Here is a 23642-nt window from a genome sequence, read left to right as displayed (position 1 = left end):
ACCGTCATTCTGCCGGCTCGGCAGGCACGCCGCAGCTGATGCGGGCGTGGGACACGTTGGCGAACAGAGGCCGGGGATCGGTTGATAGACCCAACGCCTGCGGCGACGCAACCGGCCAATCCGGCGCGAGGACGACCACCGAGCTGCCGCCGGCCAGCGACAAACTGACCTCGCCCTGGTGCCCGTCGACGGTTGCTGCTTCCACACCGTTGACGGTCACATGGATACGTCCCTCGGCGGGTGGCTGCAGCAGATCCAGATCAACCTGCAGTCGTGCGCCCGCACATCCTTTGGGCACGAAGGTTTCAAGGCTGAAGGCGCCGCGGGTCCAGCAGTGATCCTGTTCGCAGGTGTGCCAGCCCGTACCCGCCTGGGCCAGCGGCAACTGACCGGACTGCAGCGAGAACAATGCGAATGTGGGATCTTCCAGGAGCGGGGCAGTACCCGGCGGCAGCGCTGGGCCCGTTCCGGGCTGCCTGAGTACCAGCAGCCAATCGGGTGATTCGGCACCGCGCAGGCTGTCATTGAGCAGGGCATCGCTGTACCCCACCGGAGCGTCGCCACGGTCGGCAATGCGCGCGCGCACCCCGCGCCGATGCAGCTCCAGCACAGCAAAGTCCTGCTTGACGTAGCGCTCCGGCCCGTTGACCCCGGACGTGTCGATGACAACCTCATCTCCCTTCTGCGGCAGCCTGATCGCTTCCGAGAGGGCATGGGTGATACCCGAAGGCACATGCGAGACCAGGATTGATCGCGAACGCACGGCGTAGGCCGCCGACAGCGCCCCCAGCGTCGCCATCAGCAGCAGTACCACACCTGTGCGGCCGCGACGGCGCGCATGGCGCAGCAGAAGCCAGCTCAACAGCGCCACCCATGCCGGCCCGAGCACCTGCACCAGCTTGTGCTCGCCGTACTGATAGCCATGGCTCTGCACATAGGCAACCAGCACCATGCTGGCTGCCAGCAAGCCGACGAAGAACCGCCAGCGTCCTTCCCGGATGGAAAGCCATGCAGTGGACGCCATCAGCACCAGCCCGAGCATGATGGCTTCCGGATTCACGGCAGGCTCGCCGGTCATCAACAGGCCGGCGAAGGGAGCCGACAGCCACCAACCCCAGAAGGGCTGCCGGATGTACCAGCTGGGCCACGACGACTGCGCGACGATGCCACTGACCTGGGCATAGGATGCCATCAGCTCGGGCAGCATCCGGTTGAGGACGATCGCGCAGGCCAGCATCGCCAGCAGGCCGCCCAGCAGGAACACCCGCCAGGAACGCAGCCACATGGCCGTCACCAGTACGGCCAGGGCCACGATCATGCACGCATGCACCGCCGCTTCGCCGTATGCCATGCCGGTACAGCCCGCGGCTGCACCCAGCATGATCCACTTTGCACCCAGCGACTGCATCGGCGTAAGCGCCCACAGCACGATCATCATCAGCAGGGCGCCCGCCATCGCCGTACCGATGTTCTCGTTGACCACCGCAAGCATCATGCCGGTACCCAGCATGCACAGTACCGCCAGCAGGAAGGCCACCGCGGTTCCCCGCGGCCAGCGACGCGCGCCGCCGAAGCGGCCTGCCATCGAGGGCAGCATGCCGAGCACCGGGAACAGTGCGGCGGTGCCGATCATCGCCCGCACCTGGTTCGGGCCTGCCTCCGGCACGAAGCTGGACGCCAGTGCCAACAGGCTGTACGCCCCATTGCGCTGCACGATGCAGCCGTTGCCGATGAACTGCATGCCCTGACCGCATTGCCCCAGCGCCCACTCGCGGGCCACCGTGGCCTGCTCGACCCAGAGCGGGTGTTGCATGGCCCATTTGGCACCGCCGTAGAAGAACACCAGATCATGGTTGGTGCCTTCAAGCATCCACAGATGCCGGGAGGCGAACATGAGATTCCACCATGCGACCAGCAGAACGCCCGCAAGCAGACTGATCGTGAACGCCCAGATCGACGCATGGGCGAGCGGATCGGCGAAGCCACGGCGAAGCGCCACGAGGGCTCCCACGGCCCCGCTGATCAGGAAACAGGGAAACACCACGTAGCCGGGCAGCCACGCATTGGCATTCATCAGCAGGGCCAGTACGCACACGCTTGCAAGCAGCAACGCCTGGACCGGCCCGATCCGCCGCAGATGCGGGCTCACGCGGATGCCGGCGACGGCCAGCAGGGTCGAGCTGCCGATGACAGCAAGACACATCGCCAATACCGGCGCAATCAGTTGCCAGACATAATGCACTGCGTGTTCTCCCTGCACTGAAGGCGGGATCCGCCGAAGCGGACCCCGCGCTCTTTCAGGCCTCCGCGCGGGCCTGATACATCCAACGAAGCGTCTCGCCCAGATCGAAGTCCGGCAATGAGCCGACCGCGGCCCGCAGCTTGCCGTTGTCACCACGCAGCGACTTGACCTCGTTGGCGCGGACGAAGGCGGGATTCACTTTCACTTCGATGTCGCGGCCGGAGATGCCACGCATGCGTTCGATGACCTCATGCAGCGAATGCTCCTGGCCGGAGCAGACGTTGTAGGTCTGGCCATTGCCCGGTAGTGCCAGCAGGCCTTCGTAGGCAGCGGCCACGCCCCGCACGTCATTGAAATCGCGCGAGACATCGGTGTTGCCCAGCTCGATCACATCGGCACCGCGGCGGAAGTGCGCCACGATCTTCGGAATCAGGAACTTCTCGTCCTGGCCCACGCCGGTGTAGTTGAATGGACGCACCAGGGTCAGCGGAAGCTGATCGATCCACAGCGCCGCCATGGCCTCCATCGCCATCTTGCTGACCGCGTAGTCGTTCTGCGGCGAAAGCGGCGCCTGCTCGTCGAGCACGCCGGACGCGTTGCCGTAGACATTGGCACTGCTGGCCAGCAGTACATTGCTCGGCGCCTCGTCCAGAGACGCCAGCGCTTCCAGCAGATTGCGCGTACCCACCACGTTGACCCGGTAGATCTCGTCGGCATCACCGTGGGCGACGAACGAGATCGCAGCCAGATGGACCACGCGCTGCGGACGCACTCTGGCGACGTGCTGCTTGAGCGCAGCACGGTCGAGCAGATTGACCGACGTTGCGGTGTCGCCGGAATGCAGATCATGCACATCGCAACCGGCAGCACGCAGGCGCTCGATCACGTAGCGCCCGGTGAACCCGGACGCCCCCGTGACCAGCACGCGCTGGCCTGACAACTCAGAACGAGAAGCCACGCTCGTTCCTCTTGAGGTCAGCCTCGACCATCATCTGGCACAGCTGTTCCAGGCTGGTCTGCGGCTTCCAGCCAAGGATGCGCTCGGCCTTTTCCGGGTTGCCGATCAGCAGATCGACTTCGGCCGGGCGGTGGAACTTCGGATTGATGCGCATCACGGTCTTGCCGGTGGCGGTGTCCACCGCGACTTCGTCCACGTCCTTGCCCTTGAACTCGACATCGATGCCGGCGCCCTTGAACGCCATCGCCACGAAGTCGCGCACGGTCTCGGTACGGTTGGTGGCCAGCACGAAGGTGTCCGGCTGCTCGGCCTGCAGCATGCGCCACATGCCTTCCACGTATTCCTTGGCGAAGCCCCAGTCACGCTTGGCGTCCAGGTTGCCCAGTTCCAGGACGTCCAGCTGGCCCAGCTTGATCTTGGCAACCGAGTCGGTGATCTTGCGGGTCACGAACTCGCGCCCGCGCAGCGGGCTTTCGTGGTTGAACAGGATGCCGCTGGAACCGAAGATGTCGTAGCTCTCGCGGTAGTTGACAGTGATCCAGTGCGCGTAGAGCTTGGCCACGCCGTACGGGCTGCGCGGGTAGAACGGGGTGTCCTCCACCTGCGGCACGGCCTGCACCTTGCCGAACATTTCCGAGGTCGACGCCTGGTAGAAGCGGATCTTCGGATTGACCAGGCGGATCGCTTCCAGCAGGTTCAGTGCACCCACACCGGTGATCTGCGCGGTGGTGGTCGGCTGGTCGAAGCTGACGCCGACGAAGCTCTGTGCGGCCAGGTTGTAGATCTCGTCCGGCTGGATCTTCTGCACCATCGCCAGCGACGTGCCGAGGTCGGTCAGGTCGTACTCCACCAGGTGCAGGTTCGGGTGGTTGGTCACGCCCAGCTCATCCAGGCGCCAGAAATTGACCGAGCTGGTGCGGCGGTAGGTGCCGTGCACTTCATAGCCCTTCTCCAGCAGCAGCTGGGTGAGATAGGCGCCGTCCTGACCCGTGATGCCTGTGATGATTGCCTTCTTCATTGCTTCTCGTCCTGATGATTGAGTGTATTTGCAGCCAGAACCTGCCGACGCGTGCGGAGGATCTGTCGAGCCATGGAGTCCAGACGGCGGGCCAGCGCAGGATACCGGTGTTCGGCGCGCCATTGTGCGGCACGCTGCTGCACTTCGGCCAACACTGGATCGCCGTCACGGCTGGCACGCAGCAGTTGCCGCAGACCGGCCGCAAGATCGGCCGGGGAGGTCCCGGGCAGACGGTGAACGACGTCGCCGACGTTGTCGAAGATCGCCAGCGGCGTGACGGCCACCGGGCGGCCTGAGGCCAGCCCGTAGCGGACTGCCGCGCTGGAGGATTCGCCGGTGCCCTGGTATGGGAACACCACCACATCGGCCTGCACCAGCTCCTGCATGCTCTCCTGGTCACGCAGGAAACGGGTCACCATCCGCACACGCGACTGCAGGCCGTGCTGCACGACGCGCGCCACCGCCTGGTCGATCTGCTGCCGCGAGACATCCACCGGATACTCGGCATTGATCATCGCCAGTTCGACGTCCACGCCCTGGGCGACCATCAACGCAACAGCGTCGATCAGTTCCAGCAACCCCTTGTGCGGCAGGAAGAAACCGTAGGAAACGACGCGCAGGCGTGCGCCCGTGTTTGCCGCCGCCGGCTCAGCCGGTTCCAGGATGCCGTGCGGGAACATCGCGGTGTTGCGCTCCACGCCGATGTCCTTGAGACGGTTGAGGTCGTGTACGGAGTGCACCAGCACGCGATCGCAGCCGGCCAGTGCCGGCCCCAGGTCGCGCAGCCGCTTGCGCGGATTCTCCGCGGCATCAACGGTTGCATGCATCATCACGATCAGGCCCCTGCCGGCCGCCTGCTGCCGCTCAAGGAAGGCCGAGAACGCGGGGAAGTCAAAGAAGCCGTACTGGAACTGGATGATCAGCGTGTCCAGCTTCAGGCGCTCGATCTGCTGTTCCAGCCGCTCGAGCATGTCGCCTTCGCCCTGCCGCCAGCAGCGGACAACCTCTGGCCCATCGCGGAACGTGCGGTCATCGGCCTCGGCCGCCAGGATCGCCACCGGCGTTCCGCCGCTCTCCACGAGATAGCTGGCGTAACTGGCCACGCCGCAGCGCGTATTCCAGGTCGTGATCCAGCCGACGCGCGCATCGGGCAGCGTCGGCTGCGCCGCGAACGCGCGTACGTCCTGCTCCAGTCTCCGCGCGGCATCGGACCACGTGAAGCGCGACTTCAGAAGTCGCCGCGCGGCCTCGACCTTGTCCCGCACACGCGCCGGATCGGCGCCGTGCACCTCACGCATTGCGGCGGCCAGCGCGTCGACATCGGGTTCGGCCCAGACCGAATTGCGCAGATTGAAGTGGGTCTGCGCCGGAACGAAGCGGTAATCCACCATCCAGGCGGTTTCTTCGCTGCAGAAATCCAGCTGCCCCCCCCAGTTGGTGGTGATCACCGGCAGGCCGCCCAGCATCGCTTCGGCCAATGGCAGGCCAAAGCCTTCAGCCCGGCTCGGCGCCAGCAGCGCGTTGCAGCTTGCGTACAGATGCTTGAGCTGGGCGTCGCTCACGTCCTCCTCGATGATGCGCACGTCCGGATAATCCGGGTTGTCGCGGCGTGCGCCAGCCAGCCAGCGATGCACTTCATTGTGTGGATTGGCGAAGGTCTTGATGACGAGGCTGACATCGTCGGCGGCGCTGAACGCCTTGCCATAGGCCAGAAGCATCGCGTCCACGCCCTTGCGCGGGAAGCACGAGGACACGTGGAGGAAGCGGAACCCCCTGCCCGGCACCGGATACGTCGCATCGGCAACAATCTGCTCCCAGTGATCCACGCCGTTCCAGCAGACGCCAAGGGGAACCGACACGCCGTTATCCACCATGATCTTCTCGACATGATGCGAAACGCAGGAGATTCCCTGCAGGCTGTCATTGAACTCCTCGACCCACTCCTGCGGAAAACCGCTCTCCTCCCAGGGATAGGCGTGCAGCAGATTCATCCTTGCGCGTGCATCGGCAACCCGTGGCGGATACAGCAGCCGGCTGGTCACATCGGCCTGGTCGGCCGGGATCGCGGCCACGGCAGCATGCAGCGCCGCCACGCGCGGATTGCGCGCAAGGAACTGCGGTGACGGATCGAAATCACCCGGGCCCTCGGTCGAATGCAGACCCACGCGGTGGCCACGATCGGCCAATGCTTCCGCGAGGCAACGGTTCACCAGGGCCAGGCTGTAGCTGCTGTCGAATGGCCCTTCCACGCGCCAAGACAGCGATGCGGGCAGCTCACCGCCGCGTGCGAGCGCCTCGTTGGCCGCCATTCCGGAGGAGATCAGCGCTGCCGCCTGCTGCAGTTCGAAGGGTTCCGGCTCGCAGCCGACGTCCAGCCCACCCACCGCCTGGACCAGGGTGCGGTAGCCGGCGTCGAGTGCAGGCGACGCGGCGACCCAGCGGCGATCGCGTGGCTCACGACGCGATGCGACCGCTTCCATGGCCTGCAGCGCGGCCTTGGCCGAATTGTCCCACGAGAACTTCGCCGCCTGTCGGGGAGCATGGGCACGCAGGGAATCGGCGAATGCGGTGTCAGTCAGGACGTTCTGCATGGAGCGGGCGATCGAAGCAGGCTCCGTTGGATCGAACAACGCATCTTCACGACCGATCACCTCGGGGATGCTGGTCGTGCCTGAGCCAATGGTCGGTGCTCCGCAGGACATGGCCTCCAGCGCGGGCAGGCCAAAGCCTTCATGCAACGAGGGGAACACGAAGGCCGCCGTCGCGCTGTACAGCGCAATCAGCTCTTCGTCGGTGATATAGCCGGTGAACACCACCTGGTTGCTGACTCCGAGCTGCGCTGCCAGCGCATCGAAATTGCGGCGGTCGTGCTCGGACACTTTGCCGGCGATGACCAGCTGCGTCGACGCACGTACGGCAGGATCCATCAGGGAGAATGCCCGCAGCAGACCCTCTGCATTCTTGCGCGGCTCCATTGCCCCGCTGTACATCACGTAGCGGCCACGCAGGCCGAAGCGCTCGCGGAACAGGGTCTGCTCGCGTTCGCCGATGACCATCGGCACGAAGTGCGGCGAGATTGCCGAGGAGATGTTGACCACACGCGCCGGATCGATATCCAACGCCTGCAATGCCTCCTGCCGCGCGTGCTGGGAGATCGACAGCAGCAGGTCGGCGCGCTTGAGCGACTCGACCTTGTCCATGTACCAGGACCGGACCCAGTCCGATGCCAGATAGACGTCGGGATTGAGCAGCGGAATCAGGTCATAAAGGGTCAGCGCAGTCGCCGCCCGTACGCCCGGCAACTTGCCGATCGAGCCGACCGCACCGCCCTGGGAACCTTCGAACAGGCTGGATACGTGGATGAAGTCGGGCTGGAGGCCATCCAGGAACGCTTCCCACATCAGCTCGGATGCACCACGCCGCCACGCATCCGCGGCGTTCGGCCAGCCTACCCGGCTGAAGGTATCGAACTGACGGATCCGTTCCTGCGGGACCAGGCCATCCAGGGCCTGGCGGATGTCGCCGATGCCATCGGGGAAGGTGCCGTTGACCGCCACCCAGATCTCATGGTCGCCCGCATTGCGGGCCATCGCTTGCGCCAGCGAGGTCGAATAGCGCCCGATGCCCCGGAATCGGCTCTCGGTCTGTGCACCCTGCAGGTCAATCAGCACTCTCATCGGGCAGCCCTTTCATTCCTTGAACGCTTCAGGTCTTCCAGCACGCGCCGGGCCCGTCGATCCAGATGGACGACAGTGACTTCGTGCTCGTTGCCCTCCATTGCAGCCAATCGCGCCCGCTCGATCTCGAACAGCTGTTCGCTGATGGCGATCTTCTGCAGGCGCTGGTGAAGGAAGGGAATGCGCGTAACCAGGGGCTTGGCCAGGCGTCGCAGCCACGGTGCGGCCATGGCGACCTTCAGCGCGCGCACGACCGCCGGCCGCAGCGCACGTTTCATGCGGCCCAGCACGCTGGACGACAGGCGTCGGCGCACTGCCCGGAACGGCCGCGTGAGCTGCCACGAACGGCTGCGTTCGATCGCATCCAGCTGCGCGCGCAGCTGCTCATGCGCCAACCACCAACGATGGGCCTCGTGCTTGCCCTTGGTGACCTGCTCAGTCAGCTCGTGCAGTTCGGTCAGCGCCTTCCTGTCGAGCAGGCTGCGCTCACGCTCATGCTTGCTCACCAGTTCCCGCTGGGCCACTGCCATCGCACGGACCGCGCCTTCGTGCTCGCTGCGCAGCCTTTCCATTGCCCGGGCGTTGTGCTCGGTTGCCTCGGCGGATTCTTCCTGCGCCCGCTGCAGTGCCGCGTCCAGAACCTGGATCCGCTCGTTCAGTTCGACCTCGCGTCGATCCGCCAGCGTCTGCAGTTCGTGATAGGCCAGGTTGATCTGCGAGCAGAACTGCGAGCCCGAACTCAGACTGAAATCATCGAACACATTGGGTCCGCTCTCGAATGCCGCATCCAGTTCGGGATGCTGCGCACTGGCGTAGAACCGGTTGAGGCCGTCGAAATAGACGAACCGGTACCCCTTGTCGAGCAGGATCGGTTCCCAGCTCTGGTGGGATTGTTCCGAACTCAGCGGACGCGTGCTTTCCACCACGACCAGCCAGGGCAAGCGGGTATCGCGCTGCCAGCCGCGCAGCACCAGTTCCTCTGCGCCCTCGACGTCGACCTTCAACCAGTGGATGTCAGTGGCTGGCACCTGCTCCAGCACGGTGTCCAGCGTCAGCGCCGGCACACGCACGTCGGAGACGTTGAAGCCCGCCTCCCGATGTTCGGCAGCGATGGCCGGATCCGTGGTGCTCAGGCCGGTATCGGCGATGTTGAAGAACTGCAGTATCCCGGGTTGATCGCTTACGGCAACCTGCAGCACCACCTCATCCGGCCGGCGATCGCGCAGCAGGTTGGCATACTGCGGCGTGGGCTCCACGTGCACGCCGCGCCAGCCATGCTCGTAGAACATCCGGCTTACCGAGTCGGTATCGGGGCTCTGTGCGCCCACATCGACATAGCAGCCATTGACCACATGTGACAGCGCGCGCCAGAGCATGACGTCTTCGAAATTCTGCGCGTAGGAAATCAGCTTTGACATGGTTGTCCGTCAGTCCGCCTGCACACCATCGGCCGATGCGCGGCTGCGTTCGACGCTGAAGGCAGCATCGAGCCAGTTCGATCCGATGAACGTGGTCCTGTCGGCATTCATCACGTCGAACACCAGCAGGTTGTCCACCCACTCGAAGTTGTCGACCATGTGCGTTTCGGTGCTGACCAGCGCCGGCGACACCGAGTAGGAACCCGGGCCCAGCGTACAGGTGAAGTCCAGGTGGTAGACCACCTGTTCTCCGCCCCGTACATCACGCTGGACCTGACCGGTATGCCAGGTATTGCTGCCCCAGATGATGTGGCCCTGCTTGTCGCGCAGCATGAACCCCAGTACCAGGCTGGGCAGGTCGGCACTGACCTGTGCCTTCAGTTCAAGCCGGAGCTTCTGGCCAACGGTTGCCAGCTTGACCTCCTGGCTGCTTTCGCCATCGAGCAGTCGCAGCGATTCCACGCGGGCCTGGCCGGTCCCGCTCCGGGTAGTCACCCAGCCGGATTTGCCACGGCGCTGCTCGACCGCAAGCGTCTCGTTTTCCTTCTTCGCGATCAGCGCGTTGTAGAAATCGATGACCTCGTCCGGCTCGCCATCCTTCAGCACTCGTCCCTTGTCCAGCAGGATAGCGCGGTCGCACAGTGCCTTCACGTCGCTGAGGCTGTGCGAGACCAGCATGATCGACGTGCCCTCCTCGCGGAAGCGACGCATGCGGTCGAAGCTCTTGTGCTGGAAATAGCTGTCACCGACCGACAGGGCCTCGTCGACGATCAGCAGGTCCGGGGTGAACGCAGTGGCGACGGCGAACGCCACGCGCACCTGCATGCCGCTGGAATAGGTACGCACGGGCTGATCGAAATACTCGCCTACTTCGGCGAAGGCCTCGATCTCCGGCATCGCGGCTTCGATCTGCTCCTGCGAGTAGCCCATCAGGCCTGCGGAGTGGAACGCGTTCTGGCGACCGGTGAGGTCGGGGTTGAAGCCCATGCCCAGCTCGAGAATCGCCGCAACGCGGCCGGTCCGCGTCACCTGGCCCTCGGTGGGCTGGGCGGTTCCGGTGATGAGCTTGAGCAGGGTGCTCTTGCCCGCGCCGTTCTGGCCGATCACGCCCACGGCTTCGCCGGGCGCGATGGTGAAAGACACATTGCGCAGCACCCAGTTCTCTTCCTTGGGCCGCGTCGGCACACCGAACCAGCGGGCCGCGCGCAGCCACTCACTCGTCCAGACACGATACGCCTTGCCGACGTTGTCGACCTTCAGTTCACCACTCATAGCGCATCCACCATTTCCGGGCTGGCACGACGGAACATCACCAGCGAAGCCAATGCCAGCACCACCGTGGCGATCATCAGCCACAACAGGTCACCCCAGACCGGCGGCTTGTCGAACAGCAGCACGTTCTGGTAGCTGGTAACCAGCGGCAGCAACGGGTTGAGCCGGAAGATGGCCTGCACGCGCTCGGGCAGAATGGTGATGTGGTAGACGATGGGGGTCAGCCAGAACAATGCCTGCAGGACCACCGGGACGACCTGGCCGATATCGCGCATGAACACGTTGAGCACGCCCAGCAGCAGGCCCAGCGCCATCGAGAAACCCAGCGTCAGCAGCATCAGCGCCGGCAGCCACAGGGCCTCGGCAGTTGGCATGTGGCCCATCACCGCGAACACCGCGAAGATCGCCACCAGCAGCAGCACGTTGTTGACCAGCATCGTGCCACCGGCGATGAACGGCAGGCAGATGCGGGGGAACGACATCTTCTTCATCAGGTTGCCGCTGTCGACGAACAGGTTCACCGACTTGCCGATGGTCTCGGAGAACATCGTCCAGCACAGGGTGCCGGACATCAGGTACAGCGCGTAACCGTACTTGTCATCGATGCCCGGCAGCTTGGCGGCCAGCACCTCGGACAGGATCGTGGCGAAGATCAGCACCTGCATCAGCGGGTGGATGATCATCCACAAGGCGCCCAGGCGGCTGCGGATGAAGCGCAGCCGCAGCTCGTTCTTGATCGAGGAAAAAATGAAGTAGCGGTAGTTCCACAGGGCTTTCAGCATACCCAGCATGTCGAATCCTCGTGCCCGGTGGTGGTGGTTCTTGGGTTCATCGGTCGTGTCGTTCCAAAGACTGCAATCGAGCGCGCATGGCCGTTGCGGCGGCCTGCAGGCTCATGGTTTCCAGGATGTCGCTGCGTGCCTGCACGCCGATCCGCTGCGCCAGGCCCGGTTCACGGGCGAGCCGGCGCATCCACGCTGCCGCGGCCGGCACGTCGGCCTCGGCCCAGGTGCCGCCATCGGCGAAGGGATACTCCCCCGGGCGGATCGGCACCGTGCGGAACGGCACCAGGCAGCTGTTGCCCTCGTTCATGAAATCGAGATTGCCCGACCAGGCGGTGGCGATCACCGGCTTGCCACGGGCCATGCTCTCGGCCAGTCCGAGCCCCAGCCCTTCCGCGCGGTGCAGCGAGACATAGGCATCGGCAGTTTCCTGCAATGCGTGCAGCTGCGCATCGTCGAGCACCTGGTCGCGTACCAGGATGCGCGGATCGCCGGCAGCCTGCTGCATCAGCTCGCGCAGCCGCTGCGGATGGCGGAAGCCGTTGCTGCACTTCATCACCAGCTGCACGTTGTCCGGTGCGCCATCGAAGGCCGCGCGGAACGCCGCCAGCACCGCCCACGGATTCTTGCGGTGGATCGACGAATTGAAGTCGAAGCTGCACAGGAACACGAACGCGTCATCGTCCAGGCCGAAGCTGGACCGGGACAGGTCCGCGCCGGGCTGCGGCACGATCGGATGCGGAATGCGCACCACCGGCTTGCCGGTCGCGCGCCGGAAGGCATCCTCGACGAAGCGGGTGGAGACCCAGACTTCGTCGACCTGCTCCAGCGTTCGCTGCCATGCGGCCGGCACGGTATCCAGTTCCCAGAACCAGAACGCGATGGTGTAGGTATCGCGCGGCAGGCGGGGCGCCAGTTCACCGAACAGGTCCGGATTCACGAATACCAGGTTGAAGGGATACGGCGCGCCCCGTCCAAGCTGACCGGACAGGCTGTGGTCATTGCACGCGTGCGGGATGCGGAGGGCGGCATCGTTCACCGCAACCGGATATCCCTCACCCAGCAGGGCACGGGCATACATCCGTGCCGCCTGCCCCAGGCCGAACTGGCCGTGGATGTAGCCGTACAGATTGACGCCCGGCCCCAGGGTGGGATCGGTCGGCGGGAAGACCAGCGCTTCACCGCGCGCGTCGCCAGCGGCCGGTGCGGGCAGCGCGGGGAAACGCGCCTGCTCCAGTCCGCGGGCAAGCCACCAACGGCGCAGCCCGCCCAGGCGGGCGCGCAGGGCGTGGACGATGCGACGTGGCGCCCGCGTCCCTCCCCGGCTTTCGTCGTTGCTGGCCATGGTGCGGCTCAACCCAGCGCCCGTTCCAGGTCCAACTGCAGGTCGCCCAGGTCTTCCACCCCCACGCTCAGGCGCACCAGCGCATCGCTGATGCCCAGCTGCTCGCGGCGCGCGACCGGGATCGACGCATGGGTCATCACGGCAGGATGGTTGACCAGGCTCTCCACGCCGCCAAGCGATTCGGCCAGGGTGAACAGCTCGGTCTTCTCGCAGAAGCGCTTGGCCGCCTCGAAACCACCCTTGAGGACGATCGAGACGATGCCGCCGTAGCCGCTCATCTGGCGGGTCGCCAGGTCATGCTGCGGGTGCGAGGCCAGGCCGGGGTAGATCACCTTATCCACCGCCGGGTGCTTTTCCAGCCATTGGGCCAGGGCCAGCGCATTGGCGCAGTGCGCCTTCATGCGCAGCGGCAGGGTCTTCAGGCCACGCAGGGCCAGGAAGCTGTCGAACGGCCCCTGCACGCCCCCCACCGAGTTCTGCAGGAACGCCATCTGCTCGGCCAGTTCGGCGTTGTCGCCGACCACGACCATGCCGCCGACCATGTCCGAATGCCCGTTGAGGTACTTCGTGGCCGAGTGCAGGACCAGATCCGCACCCAGTTCCAGCGGACGCTGCAGCATCGGTGAGGCGAATGTGTTGTCCACCACCACGATCAGGCCGTGGCGCTTGGCGATGGCGGCGACCGCGGCGATGTCCACGATCTTCAGCATCGGGTTGGTCGGGGTTTCGATCCACACCATGCGCGTGGCCGGCGTGATCGCAGCCTCGAACGCGGCCAGGTCGGTCAGATCGACGAAGCTGAAGTCCAGCCCGGCGGTACGACGGCGCACGCGCTCGAACAGGCGGAAGCTGCCGCCATAGATGTCATCCATCGCCACCACGTGGCTGCCGGCGTCCAGCAGTTCGATCACGGTCGAGCTGGCGGCCATGCCGGAAGCAAAGGCGAAACCGCGGGTTCCCCCCTCCAGCGAGGCGACGCAGCGCTCATAGGCAAAGCGGGTCGGATTGTGCGTACGCGAGTATTCGAAGCCCTGGTGCTCGCCCGGGCTGGACTGCGCGTAGGTCGAGGTGGCGTAGATCGGCGGCATCACCGCACCGGTGCTCGGATCGGGCGACTGGCCGCCGTGGATGGCCAGGGTGGCCAGGGCGAGCGCGCGATCCTGGGAAGAAGCGTTGGACATGTTGATTCCTGATGGGCACCGGTGGACGGTGCCGTCGAAGGAGCGGAAGTCTATCAGCGCGGCCTTAACAACCTTTGACGCGAATAAACGTGGATTCAGCTGCGATCGTCTGCGATCTTCGCTTTACTGAACGCGACGCCGCAGGTAGTTGAGCAGATCGATCCGGGTGATCAGGCCAAGGAAGGCATTGCCGTCCATGACGATCGCCACCTGGCCACGGTCGAACACGGGCAGCAGGGCTTCGATCGGCGACTTCACGTCCAGCCGGTCCAGCTTGCTGACCATGGCCGTGGCCACCGGATCCCGGAAGCGCGCCTCGTCGCCGTAGACATGCAGCAGTACGTCGCTTTCATCGACGATGCCGACCAGCTGGTCGCCCTCCATCACCGGCAGCTGCGAGACGTCGTACAGCTTCATCCGCTGGTAGGCGGTGGTCAACAGATCATTCGGGCCGATCACGACGGTGTCGCGCTGGCCGTACGGGCGCAGGATCAGGTCGCGCAGGTCGCCGTGCTGCGGGCGCTCGAGGAAGCCGTTGTCCAGCATCCAGTAGTCGTTGTACATCTTCGACAGGTACTTGTTGCCGGTGTCGCACACCAGCACCAGCACCTTCTTCGGCGTGGTCTGCTCGCGGCAGTACTTCAGTGCGGCGGCGAGCAGGGTACCCGTGGAGGAGCCACCGAGGATGCCTTCCTTGCCCAGCAGTTCGCGTGCGGTGTGGAAGCTCTCGGCGTCGCTGATGGCATAGGCCCTGGTGACACGGCTGAAATCGGAGATCGAGGGCAGGAAATCCTCGCCGATGCCTTCCACCAGCCAGCTGCCCGACTTGTCATTGAGCACGCCATCGTTGATGTACTCGGCCAGGATCGACCCGACCGGGTCGGCCAGCACCAGCTCGGTCTTCGGCGACAGCGTGGCGAAGGCGCGCGACAGGCCGGTCATGGTGCCCGAGCTGCCGCAGCCGAACACGATGGCGTCCAGATCGCCGCCCATCTGCTCCAGGATCTCCGGGCCGGTGCCGAATTCGTGGGCGGCCGGATTGTCGGGGTTGCCGAACTGGTTGATGAAGTAGGCGCCCGGCGTCTGCTCGGCGATGGTCTTTGCCAGATCCTGGTAGTACTCCGGGTGGCCCTTGGCCACGTCCGAGCGGGTCAGACGCACTTCAGCGCCCATCGCCTTCAGATTGAAGATCTTTTCCCGGCTCATCTTGTCGGGAACGACCAGGATCAACTTGTAGCCCTTCTGCTGGGCGACCAGGGCCAGGCCCAGTCCGGTGTTGCCCGCGGTGCCCTCGACCAGCGTCGCGCCCGGCTTCAGGTCCCCGCGCTTCTCCGCTGCCTCGATCATCGACAGGCCGATGCGATCCTTGATCGATCCACCCGGGTTGGCGTTCTCGAGCTTCAGATAGAGCTCGCAGACACCGGTGTCCAGGCGCTGGGCCTTGACGATCGGGGTCTGGCCAATGAGTTCGAGGACGGAAGAATGGATGGGCATTCGCAGGACTTTCGGTTCGCGCCACACAGGGCCGGACAGACGATTATCCGACGGATGGCGCTGAAAGTCAGGTCAGTCCGGGCATGGGCGCGACGCTGCCGGAAAAGGGATGCGGACGGCCCCGGATCGACGAGGAGACCGGTACCGTCCGCATCGATGAGACAGGGACGTGCGGGCCAAGGCACCACCGCCTGTGGTGCCTTGGCGCGGCCGCCGTCATCGGCGGTACCGCGACGCCAGGGCGCGAGCGCCTGGCCGGGCCTTCTGTGGCCGGATCACGCCGTTCCGGGCGTGACGAGGTGCGTCACAGCGTGGCGGACGTCGTTGGGAGCGGTGTTTCGTACATTCGCAGAAGTCGTTGCTTGGCCAGCAGCTTCTCACGCTTCATGCGACCCAGGGTGACATCATCGATCGGGAGTACACCCAACTCCGCGTCCATGCACTTCTTGTTCAACTTGCGGTGCTGGTCATGGAGTGCCCTGAACTCCGGATCACGCGCGCGACGTGCGTCGATCTCGCTCTGGGGCTGATCTTCAAACATGATGGACCTCCTTCGACAGATACGCGAACGCCCCGGCCGCAAGGCACGGGGCGTTGTTCATGGAGGAGCGCCGTTCGATGGCTGCATGGGTGCGCACAACGACCTGCGGCACTGGCCTGCGCACGTCGGTCTGCTGCGGTTCGCGCCCTGCTTGCATCGGCCCGGCCCTCCCATCGTCCGGTCCGCGGCATTGCGTCCCGGACGATTGACCCTACGCCTGCTCCGGGCGGGGTACAAGACCCCTGCGACAAAAAGACCGAACCCCGCCGGGGCGGGGTTCAGGCTGAATGCTCAACGCAACGAAAAACAAACAATATCAATCAATTACGGGGCGATGATGACCTCGGCCGAGCGCGCCCGGGTCGACGCCGCCTTCTTGCCGCTGATCTGGATGCGGTTGCTGGCGACACCGCCCGCCACCAGTGCATCACGCAGCGCCTCGGCGCGCTTCTGCCCGACGCCGTTGGCGCTGTCGTAGGCCTCGATGCGCAGCCGGCCCTTCTTGCCGATGTTCAGGTACTCGGCCAACGCCTTGGCCTGGTTGCGCGCCCCGGCGGACAGACTGGAGCCGCCCGCTCCGAAAGCATCACCGGCGAAGGTGAAGACCTCGCCGCGTCCGTCGAACTTCGAGCCCGGCAGCTTCTGCCCGGACACCAGCTCGGCCTCCTCGCGGGCCAGTTTCGCCGCATTCTGCTGGGCCGCGCTCAATCGCTGCTGCTGCTTGCCGGCCACGCTGGTCAGGGCGTTCTCGGCGTCCTGCCGTGCCAGCGTCTCGGCCTCGGCAGCCTGACGCAGGCGTTCAGCTTCCTCGGCCTGCATCTGCGCCTGCATGCGCAGCTGTTCGGCCTCCTGGCGGGCGCGGGCGGCATCGCGGCGGCTCGCCTCGATCAGCAGGTCACTGCGGGTCCGCTCGAGCCGATCGACCTCACGGGCGGCCAGGGCCGCGCGTACGGCGGTCTCGGCGATCTCGACCCGGCGCTGGGCCAGGTAGGTCGCCAACTCCTGGTCGCGGCGCTTGGCCTTGTCCAGGGTGGCAATGGCCTGCTGGGCCTGCATGCGCTCGAAGGCGCCCAGTTCGGCGGTGTCCGGATTGGCCTGGATGGCCATCAGGCGCTGGCTCAGCTGGGCCACCACGGGGTTGTCGGCCGCCAGGGCAAGGGTCGGCAGAGCCAGCAGTACGGCCAGGGTTACGGCGTTCACGGGTTTCACCGGCGGTCCTCCCCGGTCGAGAGCTGGCGCTGCAGCTGGTTCACCTCGTTGCGGCGCAGCTGCAGCTGCGCGGTGGCAGTGGCCTCCTCGCTGCGGGCGCGGGCCAGGTCGGCATCGGCCGCCGCGCGCAGGGCCATGGCCGGGGCGTTCTTGCGTTCGCGGCGATCGCCAGCGGCGCGCTGCGCCTGCTCCAGGCCCTGCCGGGCCAGATCGATCAGGTCCGGGGCGTACTGGTCGGCATCGGCCTGGGTGGCCTTGTCCACCGCCTGCCGGGCCTGGGCCAGTTCCAGCGCACCGTCCTGCGCCCAGGCGGGGGCAGACAGTGCGAATGCAAACGCCATCACATACAGGCCGTGGCGCATTCGTGCGAAGCTAGGTCGTTTCATTGGGGAGGCCGTACCGGTTGTCGGTTCACGGCCATTGTCGTCAAGCCAGCGCCGTGCTTGCAACGGGCGCCGGCAGTTTCGTTGGGGAAAATTCGCGATGGATATCGGCTACTTCCTGAAGCTGATGACCGAAAAGAACGCCTCGGACATGTTCCTGACCACCGGAGCACCGGTCTACATCAAGATCGAGGGGAAGCTTTACCCGCTGGGCAACACCGGCCTGCCGCCCGGCATGGTCAAGAAGATCGCCTATTCGCTGATGGACGAGGGCCAGGTGCCGCAGTTCGAGCGCGAGCTGGAGCTCAACATGGCCATCGCCCTGGCCGATGCCGGCCGTTTCCGGGTGAACGTGTTCAAGCAGCGGGGCGAGGTCGGCATGGTCATCCGCGCCATCCGCAGCCGGATCCCGAGCATCGAGGAGCTGAACCTGCCGCAGGTGCTGAAGGACGTCATCATGACCCCGCGCGGGCTGGTGCTGGTGGTGGGGTCCACCGGTTCCGGCAAATCGACCTCGCTGGCGTCGATGATCGACCATCGCAACAGCACCACGACCGGACACATCCTCACCATCGAGGATCCGATCGAGTACCTGCACAAGCACAAGATGTCCATCGTCAACCAGCGTGAAGTGGGGCTGGACACCCATGCCTTCCACAATGCGCTGAAGAACGCGATGCGCGAGGCACCGGACGTCATCCTGATCGGCGAGATCCTGGATGCCGAGACGATGGAAGCGGCCATCGCCTTCGCCGAGACCGGCCATCTGTGCCTGGCCACGCTGCATTCCAACAATGCCGACCAGACCATCGAGCGGATCCTCAACTTCTTCCCGGAAAGCGCGCACAAGAACGTGCTGATGAACCTGGCGCTGAACCTGCGTGCGGTGATCAGCCAGCGCCTGGTGAAGAACAAGGACGGCCGCCGTCTTCCAGCCACCGAGGTGCTGATCAACACCCCGATGATCCGCGACCTGCTGCGACGCGGCCAGGTGCACGAGATCAAGGCCGCGATGGAAGCCTCGCTGGAAGAAGGCATGGAGAGCTTCGACCAATGCCTGTTCCGGCTCGCCAAGTCCGGCGTGATCGAGCAGGAGGAAGCCTTGCGCGCTGCCGATTCGCGCGACGGCCTGGCGCTGAAGTTCCGCCTCTCCGAAGGCAGCAGCGGCGAGCACGACCCGTACGCCGACTATTCAGCAGGCCAGCCGAGCATCACCCACGGCTTCTGATCCACCCCCGCCGGGCCATGCCCGGCGGCAGATCCTGAAGAGTTCAGGGGCTGTCTCATCCAATGAGACAGCCCCTGCGTAGCGTGCCGTCATGGACACCCTCCGCAAGCTGGCCATTCTTGCCGACGCCGCCAAATACGACGCCTCCTGTGCTTCCAGCGGGTCCGGCAAGCGCGACTCCCGGACCAGCGGTGGCATCGGCAGCACCGAGGGCATGGGCATCTGCCACAGCTACACGCCGGACGGCCGCTGCGTGTCCCTGCTGAAGATCCTGCTCACCAACTTCTGCGTCTACGACTGTGCGTACTGCATCAACCGCGTCTCCAGCAACGTGCCACGCGCGCGTTTCAGTGTGGATGAGGTGGTCGCGCTGACCCTGGACTTCTACAAGCGCAACTACATCGAGGGCCTGTTCCTTTCCAGCGGAATCATCCGCAATGCGGATTACACGATGGAGCGCCTGGTGGAAGTCGCCCGCCGGCTGCGCGAGGAACATCGCTTCGCCGGCTACATCCACCTCAAGACCATTCCCGAAGCATCGCCGGAACTGCTGGCAGCGGCCGGCCGGCACGCCGACCGTCTTTCGATCAATGTCGAACTGCCCACCGAGGCCGGACTGACGAAACTGGCTCCGGAGAAGACCGTCGGCTCGATCCGCGGCGCCATGGGCGAGCTGCGCTGGCGCATCGAGGAAGCGAAGGAGGCCGGCAAGGCATCGCGCGCGATCACCGCGGGCGCGCCGCGCCGGACGCGAGCGAAAGCCCCGCGCTTCGCACCGGCGGGGCAGAGCACGCAGATGATCGTCGGTGCCGATGGCGCCAGCGACAGGCAGATCCTCTGCAGTGCCGACAATCTGTACGGCAGCTACCGGATGCGCCGCGTCTACTACTCGGCGTTCAGCCCCATTCCCGACGCCAGTCTGCAGTTGCCGGTACAGCCGCCGCCACTGCAGCGCGAGCATCGGCTGTACCAGGCGGACTGGCTGCTGCGCTTCTATGGCTACGGCGTGGAAGAGATCACCGACACCGCGCAGGGGGGCATGCTGGATCTGGACATCGATCCGAAGATGGCCTGGGCGATCCGCCATCCCGAGCGCTTCCCCGTCGACCTCAACCGTGCGCCGAAGGAACTGCTGCTGCGGGTTCCCGGGCTCGGCGTTCGCAACGTGAAGCGCGTGTTGATGGCGCGCCGCCATGGCCGGCTGCGGGTGGCGGACATTGCGAGGCTGAAGGCACCGATGGGCAAGCTGCTGCCGTTCGTGCTGCTGGCTGACCACCAGCCACGCAAGGCGCTGGAGGATCCTGTGGCATTGCGCGCGCGCCTGGCCCCGCCGCCCCGCCAGGGATCGCTGTTCGATGCATCGCCGGCAGCCTGACGCCCAGCGCTGGTCGCTGCGGGTCGATCCCCCGTGGTCGCTCGATGCCTGGCGGGATGCAGCGCGCGAAGCGCTGCTGCGCGGGCTCTCGCCCGAGCAGCTGGACTGGCTGGAAAGCGGCGCCGGGTCGTTGCTGGACGCTCCAGCAGCGACCCAGGCCCCGCTGCTGGAAACGCCCCCCGTACCGCATGTGCCGAGTGCGTTTCTTGAGCTGGCCTCCACCTGCCTGTGCCATGCCGATGCGCAGCCGATGCCACTGCTGTACCGGCTGCTGTGGCGGATCGTGCACGGCGAGCGCGCGCTGCTCTCCAATCCAACCGACGCCGATGTGCTGCGCGCGATGACGATGGCGCAGGCGGTCCGCCGCGACACGCACAAGATGAAGGCGTTCGTGCGCTTCCGCGAGATCCCCGGCGAGCAGGATGCCTTCATCGCATGGTTCGAGCCGCAGCATCGGATCGTCGACCGGGTCGCGGCGTTCTTCGCACGCCGCTTCGCTGGCATGCGCTGGGCCATCCTCACCCCCTACCGGAGCGTGCACTGGGATGGCCAGGCGCTGTCCTTCGGCGCTGGCGGGCACCGCGAGCAGGCGCCGGCGGAGGACGCACGCGAGACGCTCTGGCAGACCTACTACGCAAGCATCTTCAATCCCGCACGCCTCAACACGCGGATGATGCAGCAGGAGATGCCTGCCCGGTACTGGCGGCACCTGCCCGAGGCGCAGCTGCTGCCCGGGCTGATCCGCGATGCTGGCGACCGCGTGCAGGCCATGCACGATCGTCCGGCGCAGCCACCCCAGCGGCGGATTCCATCACGGCAGGCGACATCCCCGGTCCCCTCACCCTCCAGTGATCTGGCTACCCTGCAGCGCCAGGCAGCGGGCTGCCGGCAGTGCCCCCTGTGGGAGTCCACCACCCAGGTGGTGTTCGGTGAAGGGCCTGGCGATGCACGGGTGATGCTGGTCGGCGAACAGCCGGGCGACACCGAGGACCTGTGCGGACGCCCCTTCGCGGGACCTGCCGGCGCGCTGCTGGACCGTGCCCTCTCCGAGCTGGGTATCGCCCGCTCCACGCTGTACCTGACCAACGCAGTGAAGCATTTCCACCACGAGAGGCGCGGCAAGGTGCGCCTGCACAAACGTCCGCAGGGCCGCCATGTGCAGGCCTGCCGTCCGTGGCTGCTCGGCGAGATCGAGCGGGTGCGGCCGGAGATCATCGTGTGCCTGGGCGCAACGGCGGCGTCGGCGGTGTTCGGCAGCTATTTCAGCCTGACGCGTGATCGCGCCCGTTGGCACACCCTGCCGGATGGCACCCGTGGCTCTGCCACGGTGCATCCCGCATGGGTGTTGCGGCAGGCCGACGAGGTCCGTCGAGAAGACGCCTACCGGCTGTTCCGCGATGACCTGCGGCAGTTGCTCATCGGGGATGCGGAATCCACCGGGCGTCGCCCCGCGCTGCCACCGACCAGCGAGGGGTAGCGCCGGACCATGCCCGGCGATCGCAGCGGCAATCAGGCCGCGTCGACCTGGTTTTCGGGGCGCGCACGCTCGAATGCGTCCAGCGCCTGGCAGGCGGCTTCGATGCGGCGCAGGGTCGGATACGGCGACAGATCCAGACCAAAGCGATGTGCGTTGTACACCTGCGGCAGCAGGCAGATGTCGGCCAGGCCGGGCCGGTCGCCATGGCAGAAGGTGCCGGTGTCGCTGCTCCCGGCCAGCAGGGTTTCCAGGGCCGCAAAGCCTTCGGCGATCCACTGCAGCGTCCACTGGGTGCGGACATCGGCGGACAGGTGCAGGCCGCGTTCCAGATGCTGCATCACCCGGAGGTTGTTCAGCGGATGGATGTCGCAGGCGACCAACTGCGCCAGCGCACGGACGCGGGCGCGGCCGGCCGCATCGGCCGGCAGCAGCGGCATCTGCGGAAAACGTTCGTCCAGATACTCCAGGATCGCCAGTGACTGGGTCAGCACCTGCCCCTCGTGCAGCAGGGTCGGCACCCGCTCCTGCGGATTGAGTGCGCGATAGGCTTCGCCGTGCTGTTCACCACCGTCGCGCAGCAGATGAACCGGGCGCGCCTCCCAGCGCAGGCCCTTCAGCTCCAGGCCGATGCGCACGCGGTAGGCGGCGCTGGATCGCCAGTAGGTGTACAGCACGATGCCGTCGTCGACCGGGATCTCCATCGCCGCGTCCATCCTCAGGGCCTGGCCGCCTGCTCGATGCGCTGCTCGATCGCACCGAAGATGCTGTTGCCGGCGGCGTCGAACATTTCAATCCGCACCACGTCGCCGAACGACATGAACGGTGTGCTCGGCTTGCCGTCGCGCAGGGTTTCCACGGTGCGCTGCTCGGCAAAGCACGAAGCGCCCTTGCTGGTGTCCTCGTTGGCGATGGTGCCCGATCCCACGATGGTGCCGGCGCCCAGCGGACGGGTCCTGGCCGCATGCGCCACCAGCTGGGCGAAGTTGAACTGCATGTCCACGCCTGCCTCCGGCGCACCGAACCACGCACCATTGATGTGGGTGACCAGCGGCAGGTGCACCTTGCTGTCCTGCCAGGCGTCACCCAGTTCGTCAGGGGTGACGAACACCGGCGACAGTGCCGAGCGCGGCTTGGACTGCAGGAAGCCGAAGCCCTTGGCCAGCTCGCCCGGAATCAGGTTGCGCAGCGAAACGTCGTTGACCAGACCCACCAGCTGGATGTGGCCGGCGGCCTGCTGCGGGGTGACCGCCATCGGCACGTCGTCGGTGATGACCACCAGTTCGGCCTCCAGATCGATGCCGTACTCCTCGCTGACCACCTTCACCGCGTCGCGCGGGCCGTAGAAACCGGCACTGGTGGCCTGGTACATCAGCGGGTCGGTGTAGAAGCTTTCCGGAACCTCGGCCCCGCGGGCGCGGCGGACGCGCTCGACGTGCGGCAGGTAGGCGCTGCCATCAACGAATTCATAGGCGCGCGGCAGGGGCGCCGCCAGCGTCTGCGGGTCCAGGTCGAACACGCCATCGGCGTCACCGGCGTTCAGTGATTCGTAGAGCGCATTAAGGCGCGGTGCGACACGGCTCCAGTCCTCCAGGGCCTGCTGCAGGGTGGCCGCGATGCCGGTGGCGCGGACGCCGTGGCGCAGATCACGCGAGACGACGATCAGGGTGCCGTCGCGGCCGCCTTCCTTCAAAGAACCAAGCTTCATGGGTGGGTGTCCGGAGTCGTGGGCAAACAAGTTTCAAGTGTAATCAAATATGCGGCGGCGCCAAGCTGCAGCGCCGCATCGCTCCACCCTACCGTAGCGGGGGTCAGGCAGGGCTGCGCCCTGCACCTGCTTCAAGCCAGGGCAACGTCAATGGCAACAGCCGGCTCTGGGTTGTCTGCGGATTTGGCGGGGCGGTGTGGGCGGGCAGGACACGCCGTAAACCCATCCCTGGGGGCTCGATGGCGCCATCCATGGCGCCAACGGTCCTGCCCGCCCACACCGCCCCACCTTTGACAGTTTCCCGGTGACGGTCGGTAGATCCACGCCACGCGTGGAT

18 protein-coding genes are annotated in these 23642 nt (G+C 66.0%); 3 read left to right on the top strand and 15 right to left on the bottom strand.

What is annotated here, in order from left to right; translation table 11 throughout:
• Positions 1-4: 4 nt before the first annotated feature.
• The 13 genes from N7367_RS13630 to N7367_RS13570 form a co-directional block, all read right to left on the bottom strand.
• Complete coding sequence (locus N7367_RS13630; protein ID WP_279942583.1) at positions 5-2203, bottom strand: hypothetical protein; 2199 nt, start codon at positions 2201-2203, stop codon at positions 5-7.
• A gap of 94 nt (positions 2204-2297) precedes the next feature.
• Positions 2298-3200: a GDP-mannose 4,6-dehydratase gene (locus N7367_RS13625; protein ID WP_053516979.1), complete on the bottom strand. Its 903-nt coding sequence runs from the start codon at positions 3198-3200 to the stop codon at positions 2298-2300.
• The gene (gene gmd, locus N7367_RS13620) at positions 3184-4218 is read right to left on the bottom strand and encodes a GDP-mannose 4,6-dehydratase (RefSeq protein ID WP_053516980.1); all 1035 of its coding nucleotides are present in this window, start codon (positions 4216-4218) and stop codon (positions 3184-3186) included. Before gmd ends, N7367_RS13625 begins: the two co-directional genes overlap by 17 nt.
• A complete protein-coding gene (locus N7367_RS13615; protein WP_279942582.1) occupies positions 4215-7895 on the bottom strand; it encodes a glycosyltransferase in 3681 nt (1226 codons plus the stop codon). Before N7367_RS13615 ends, gmd begins: the two co-directional genes overlap by 4 nt.
• Complete coding sequence (locus tag N7367_RS13610) at positions 7892-9313, bottom strand: FkbM family methyltransferase (protein WP_279942581.1); 1422 nt, start codon at positions 9311-9313, stop codon at positions 7892-7894. Before N7367_RS13610 ends, N7367_RS13615 begins: the two co-directional genes overlap by 4 nt.
• Positions 9314-9322: 9 nt before the next feature.
• Complete coding sequence (locus N7367_RS13605) at positions 9323-10585, bottom strand: ABC transporter ATP-binding protein (protein WP_053516984.1); 1263 nt, start codon at positions 10583-10585, stop codon at positions 9323-9325.
• Entirely contained in the window at positions 10582-11376 is a 795-nt protein-coding gene (locus N7367_RS13600; RefSeq protein ID WP_279942580.1) for an ABC transporter permease, read from the bottom strand. The genes N7367_RS13605 and N7367_RS13600 overlap by 4 nt, the downstream gene beginning before the upstream one ends.
• A 37-nt stretch (positions 11377-11413) precedes the next feature.
• On the bottom strand, positions 11414-12712 hold the full coding sequence (locus N7367_RS13595; RefSeq protein WP_258391186.1) for a glycosyltransferase family 4 protein: 1299 nt from the start codon (positions 12710-12712) through the stop codon (positions 11414-11416).
• 8 nt (positions 12713-12720) lie between these two features.
• Complete coding sequence (locus tag N7367_RS13590) at positions 12721-13893, bottom strand: cystathionine gamma-synthase (RefSeq protein WP_180875779.1); 1173 nt, start codon at positions 13891-13893, stop codon at positions 12721-12723.
• Between the two features lie 123 nt (positions 13894-14016).
• Complete coding sequence (locus N7367_RS13585) at positions 14017-15387, bottom strand: pyridoxal-phosphate dependent enzyme (RefSeq protein WP_279942579.1); 1371 nt, start codon at positions 15385-15387, stop codon at positions 14017-14019.
• 304 nt (positions 15388-15691) lie between these two features.
• Positions 15692-15928 carry a YdcH family protein gene (locus tag N7367_RS13580; protein ID WP_053516987.1) on the bottom strand — a complete coding sequence of 79 codons (237 nt, stop codon included), beginning with the start codon at positions 15926-15928 and terminating at the stop codon, positions 15692-15694.
• A 324-nt stretch (positions 15929-16252) separates the two neighbouring features.
• On the bottom strand, positions 16253-17137 hold the full coding sequence (locus N7367_RS13575; RefSeq protein WP_065182509.1) for an OmpA family protein: 885 nt from the start codon (positions 17135-17137) through the stop codon (positions 16253-16255).
• Complete coding sequence (locus N7367_RS13570; RefSeq protein ID WP_053516990.1) at positions 17134-17499, bottom strand: DUF4398 domain-containing protein; 366 nt, start codon at positions 17497-17499, stop codon at positions 17134-17136. The genes N7367_RS13575 and N7367_RS13570 overlap by 4 nt, the downstream gene beginning before the upstream one ends.
• Before the next feature lie 121 nt (positions 17500-17620).
• Here N7367_RS13570 and N7367_RS13565 point away from each other — a divergent pair, with 121 nt between their 5' ends.
• From N7367_RS13565 to N7367_RS13555, 3 genes are all read left to right on the top strand, one after another.
• Positions 17621-18748 (top strand): PilT/PilU family type 4a pilus ATPase, encoded by a 1128-nt coding sequence (locus tag N7367_RS13565; protein WP_053516991.1) that lies wholly within the window; start codon positions 17621-17623, stop codon positions 18746-18748.
• A 91-nt stretch (positions 18749-18839) separates the two neighbouring features.
• Positions 18840-20123, top strand: a complete 1284-nt coding sequence (locus N7367_RS13560) for a putative DNA modification/repair radical SAM protein (protein WP_279942578.1) — start codon at positions 18840-18842, stop codon at positions 20121-20123.
• Complete coding sequence (locus N7367_RS13555) at positions 20104-21600, top strand: UdgX family uracil-DNA binding protein (RefSeq protein ID WP_279942577.1); 1497 nt, start codon at positions 20104-20106, stop codon at positions 21598-21600. Before N7367_RS13560 ends, N7367_RS13555 begins: the two co-directional genes overlap by 20 nt.
• Before the next feature lie 32 nt (positions 21601-21632).
• Here N7367_RS13555 and maiA read toward each other — a convergent pair whose 3' ends face one another.
• Positions 21633-22313: a maleylacetoacetate isomerase gene (gene maiA / locus N7367_RS13550; protein ID WP_279942576.1), complete on the bottom strand. Its 681-nt coding sequence runs from the start codon at positions 22311-22313 to the stop codon at positions 21633-21635.
• 2 nt (positions 22314-22315) lie between these two features.
• Positions 22316-23305 carry a fumarylacetoacetate hydrolase family protein gene (locus N7367_RS13545; RefSeq protein WP_065175362.1) on the bottom strand — a complete coding sequence of 330 codons (990 nt, stop codon included), beginning with the start codon at positions 23303-23305 and terminating at the stop codon, positions 22316-22318.
• Positions 23306-23642: the final 337 nt, after the last annotated feature.

Origin of the sequence: Stenotrophomonas sp. GD04145, assembly GCF_029835135.1 — a bacterium.
Classification (GTDB): Bacteria; Pseudomonadota; Gammaproteobacteria; order Xanthomonadales; family Xanthomonadaceae; genus Stenotrophomonas; species Stenotrophomonas maltophilia_P.
This window is presented reverse-complemented; position numbering and strand designations above follow the sequence as displayed.

Excerpts from the sequence above, each read along its gene's own strand:
- N7367_RS13615 (WP_279942582.1), bottom strand. The coding sequence starts at position 7,895 with ATGAGAGTGCTGATTGACCTGCAGGGTGCACAGACCGAGAGCCGATTC.
- N7367_RS13585 (WP_279942579.1), bottom strand. The coding sequence starts at position 15,387 with ATGCCCATCCATTCTTCCGTCCTCGAACTCATTGGCCAGACCCCGATC.
- N7367_RS13590 (WP_180875779.1), bottom strand. The coding sequence starts at position 13,893 with ATGTCCAACGCTTCTTCCCAGGATCGCGCGCTCGCCCTGGCCACCCTG.
- N7367_RS13595 (WP_258391186.1), bottom strand. The coding sequence starts at position 12,712 with ATGGCCAGCAACGACGAAAGCCGGGGAGGGACGCGGGCGCCACGTCGC.
- N7367_RS13600 (WP_279942580.1), bottom strand. The coding sequence starts at position 11,376 with ATGCTGGGTATGCTGAAAGCCCTGTGGAACTACCGCTACTTCATTTTT.
- maiA (WP_279942576.1), bottom strand. The coding sequence starts at position 22,313 with ATGGACGCGGCGATGGAGATCCCGGTCGACGACGGCATCGTGCTGTAC.
- N7367_RS13545 (WP_065175362.1), bottom strand. The coding sequence starts at position 23,305 with ATGAAGCTTGGTTCTTTGAAGGAAGGCGGCCGCGACGGCACCCTGATC.
- N7367_RS13605 (WP_053516984.1), bottom strand. The coding sequence starts at position 10,585 with ATGAGTGGTGAACTGAAGGTCGACAACGTCGGCAAGGCGTATCGTGTC.
- N7367_RS13560 (WP_279942578.1), top strand. The coding sequence starts at position 18,840 with ATGGACACCCTCCGCAAGCTGGCCATTCTTGCCGACGCCGCCAAATAC.
- N7367_RS13570 (WP_053516990.1), bottom strand. The coding sequence starts at position 17,499 with ATGCGCCACGGCCTGTATGTGATGGCGTTTGCATTCGCACTGTCTGCC.
- gmd (WP_053516980.1), bottom strand. The coding sequence starts at position 4,218 with ATGAAGAAGGCAATCATCACAGGCATCACGGGTCAGGACGGCGCCTAT.
- N7367_RS13565 (WP_053516991.1), top strand. The coding sequence starts at position 17,621 with ATGGATATCGGCTACTTCCTGAAGCTGATGACCGAAAAGAACGCCTCG.
- N7367_RS13630 (WP_279942583.1), bottom strand. The coding sequence starts at position 2,203 with ATGTGTCTTGCTGTCATCGGCAGCTCGACCCTGCTGGCCGTCGCCGGC.
- N7367_RS13610 (WP_279942581.1), bottom strand. The coding sequence starts at position 9,313 with ATGTCAAAGCTGATTTCCTACGCGCAGAATTTCGAAGACGTCATGCTC.
- N7367_RS13555 (WP_279942577.1), top strand. The coding sequence starts at position 20,104 with ATGCATCGCCGGCAGCCTGACGCCCAGCGCTGGTCGCTGCGGGTCGAT.
- N7367_RS13580 (WP_053516987.1), bottom strand. The coding sequence starts at position 15,928 with ATGTTTGAAGATCAGCCCCAGAGCGAGATCGACGCACGTCGCGCGCGT.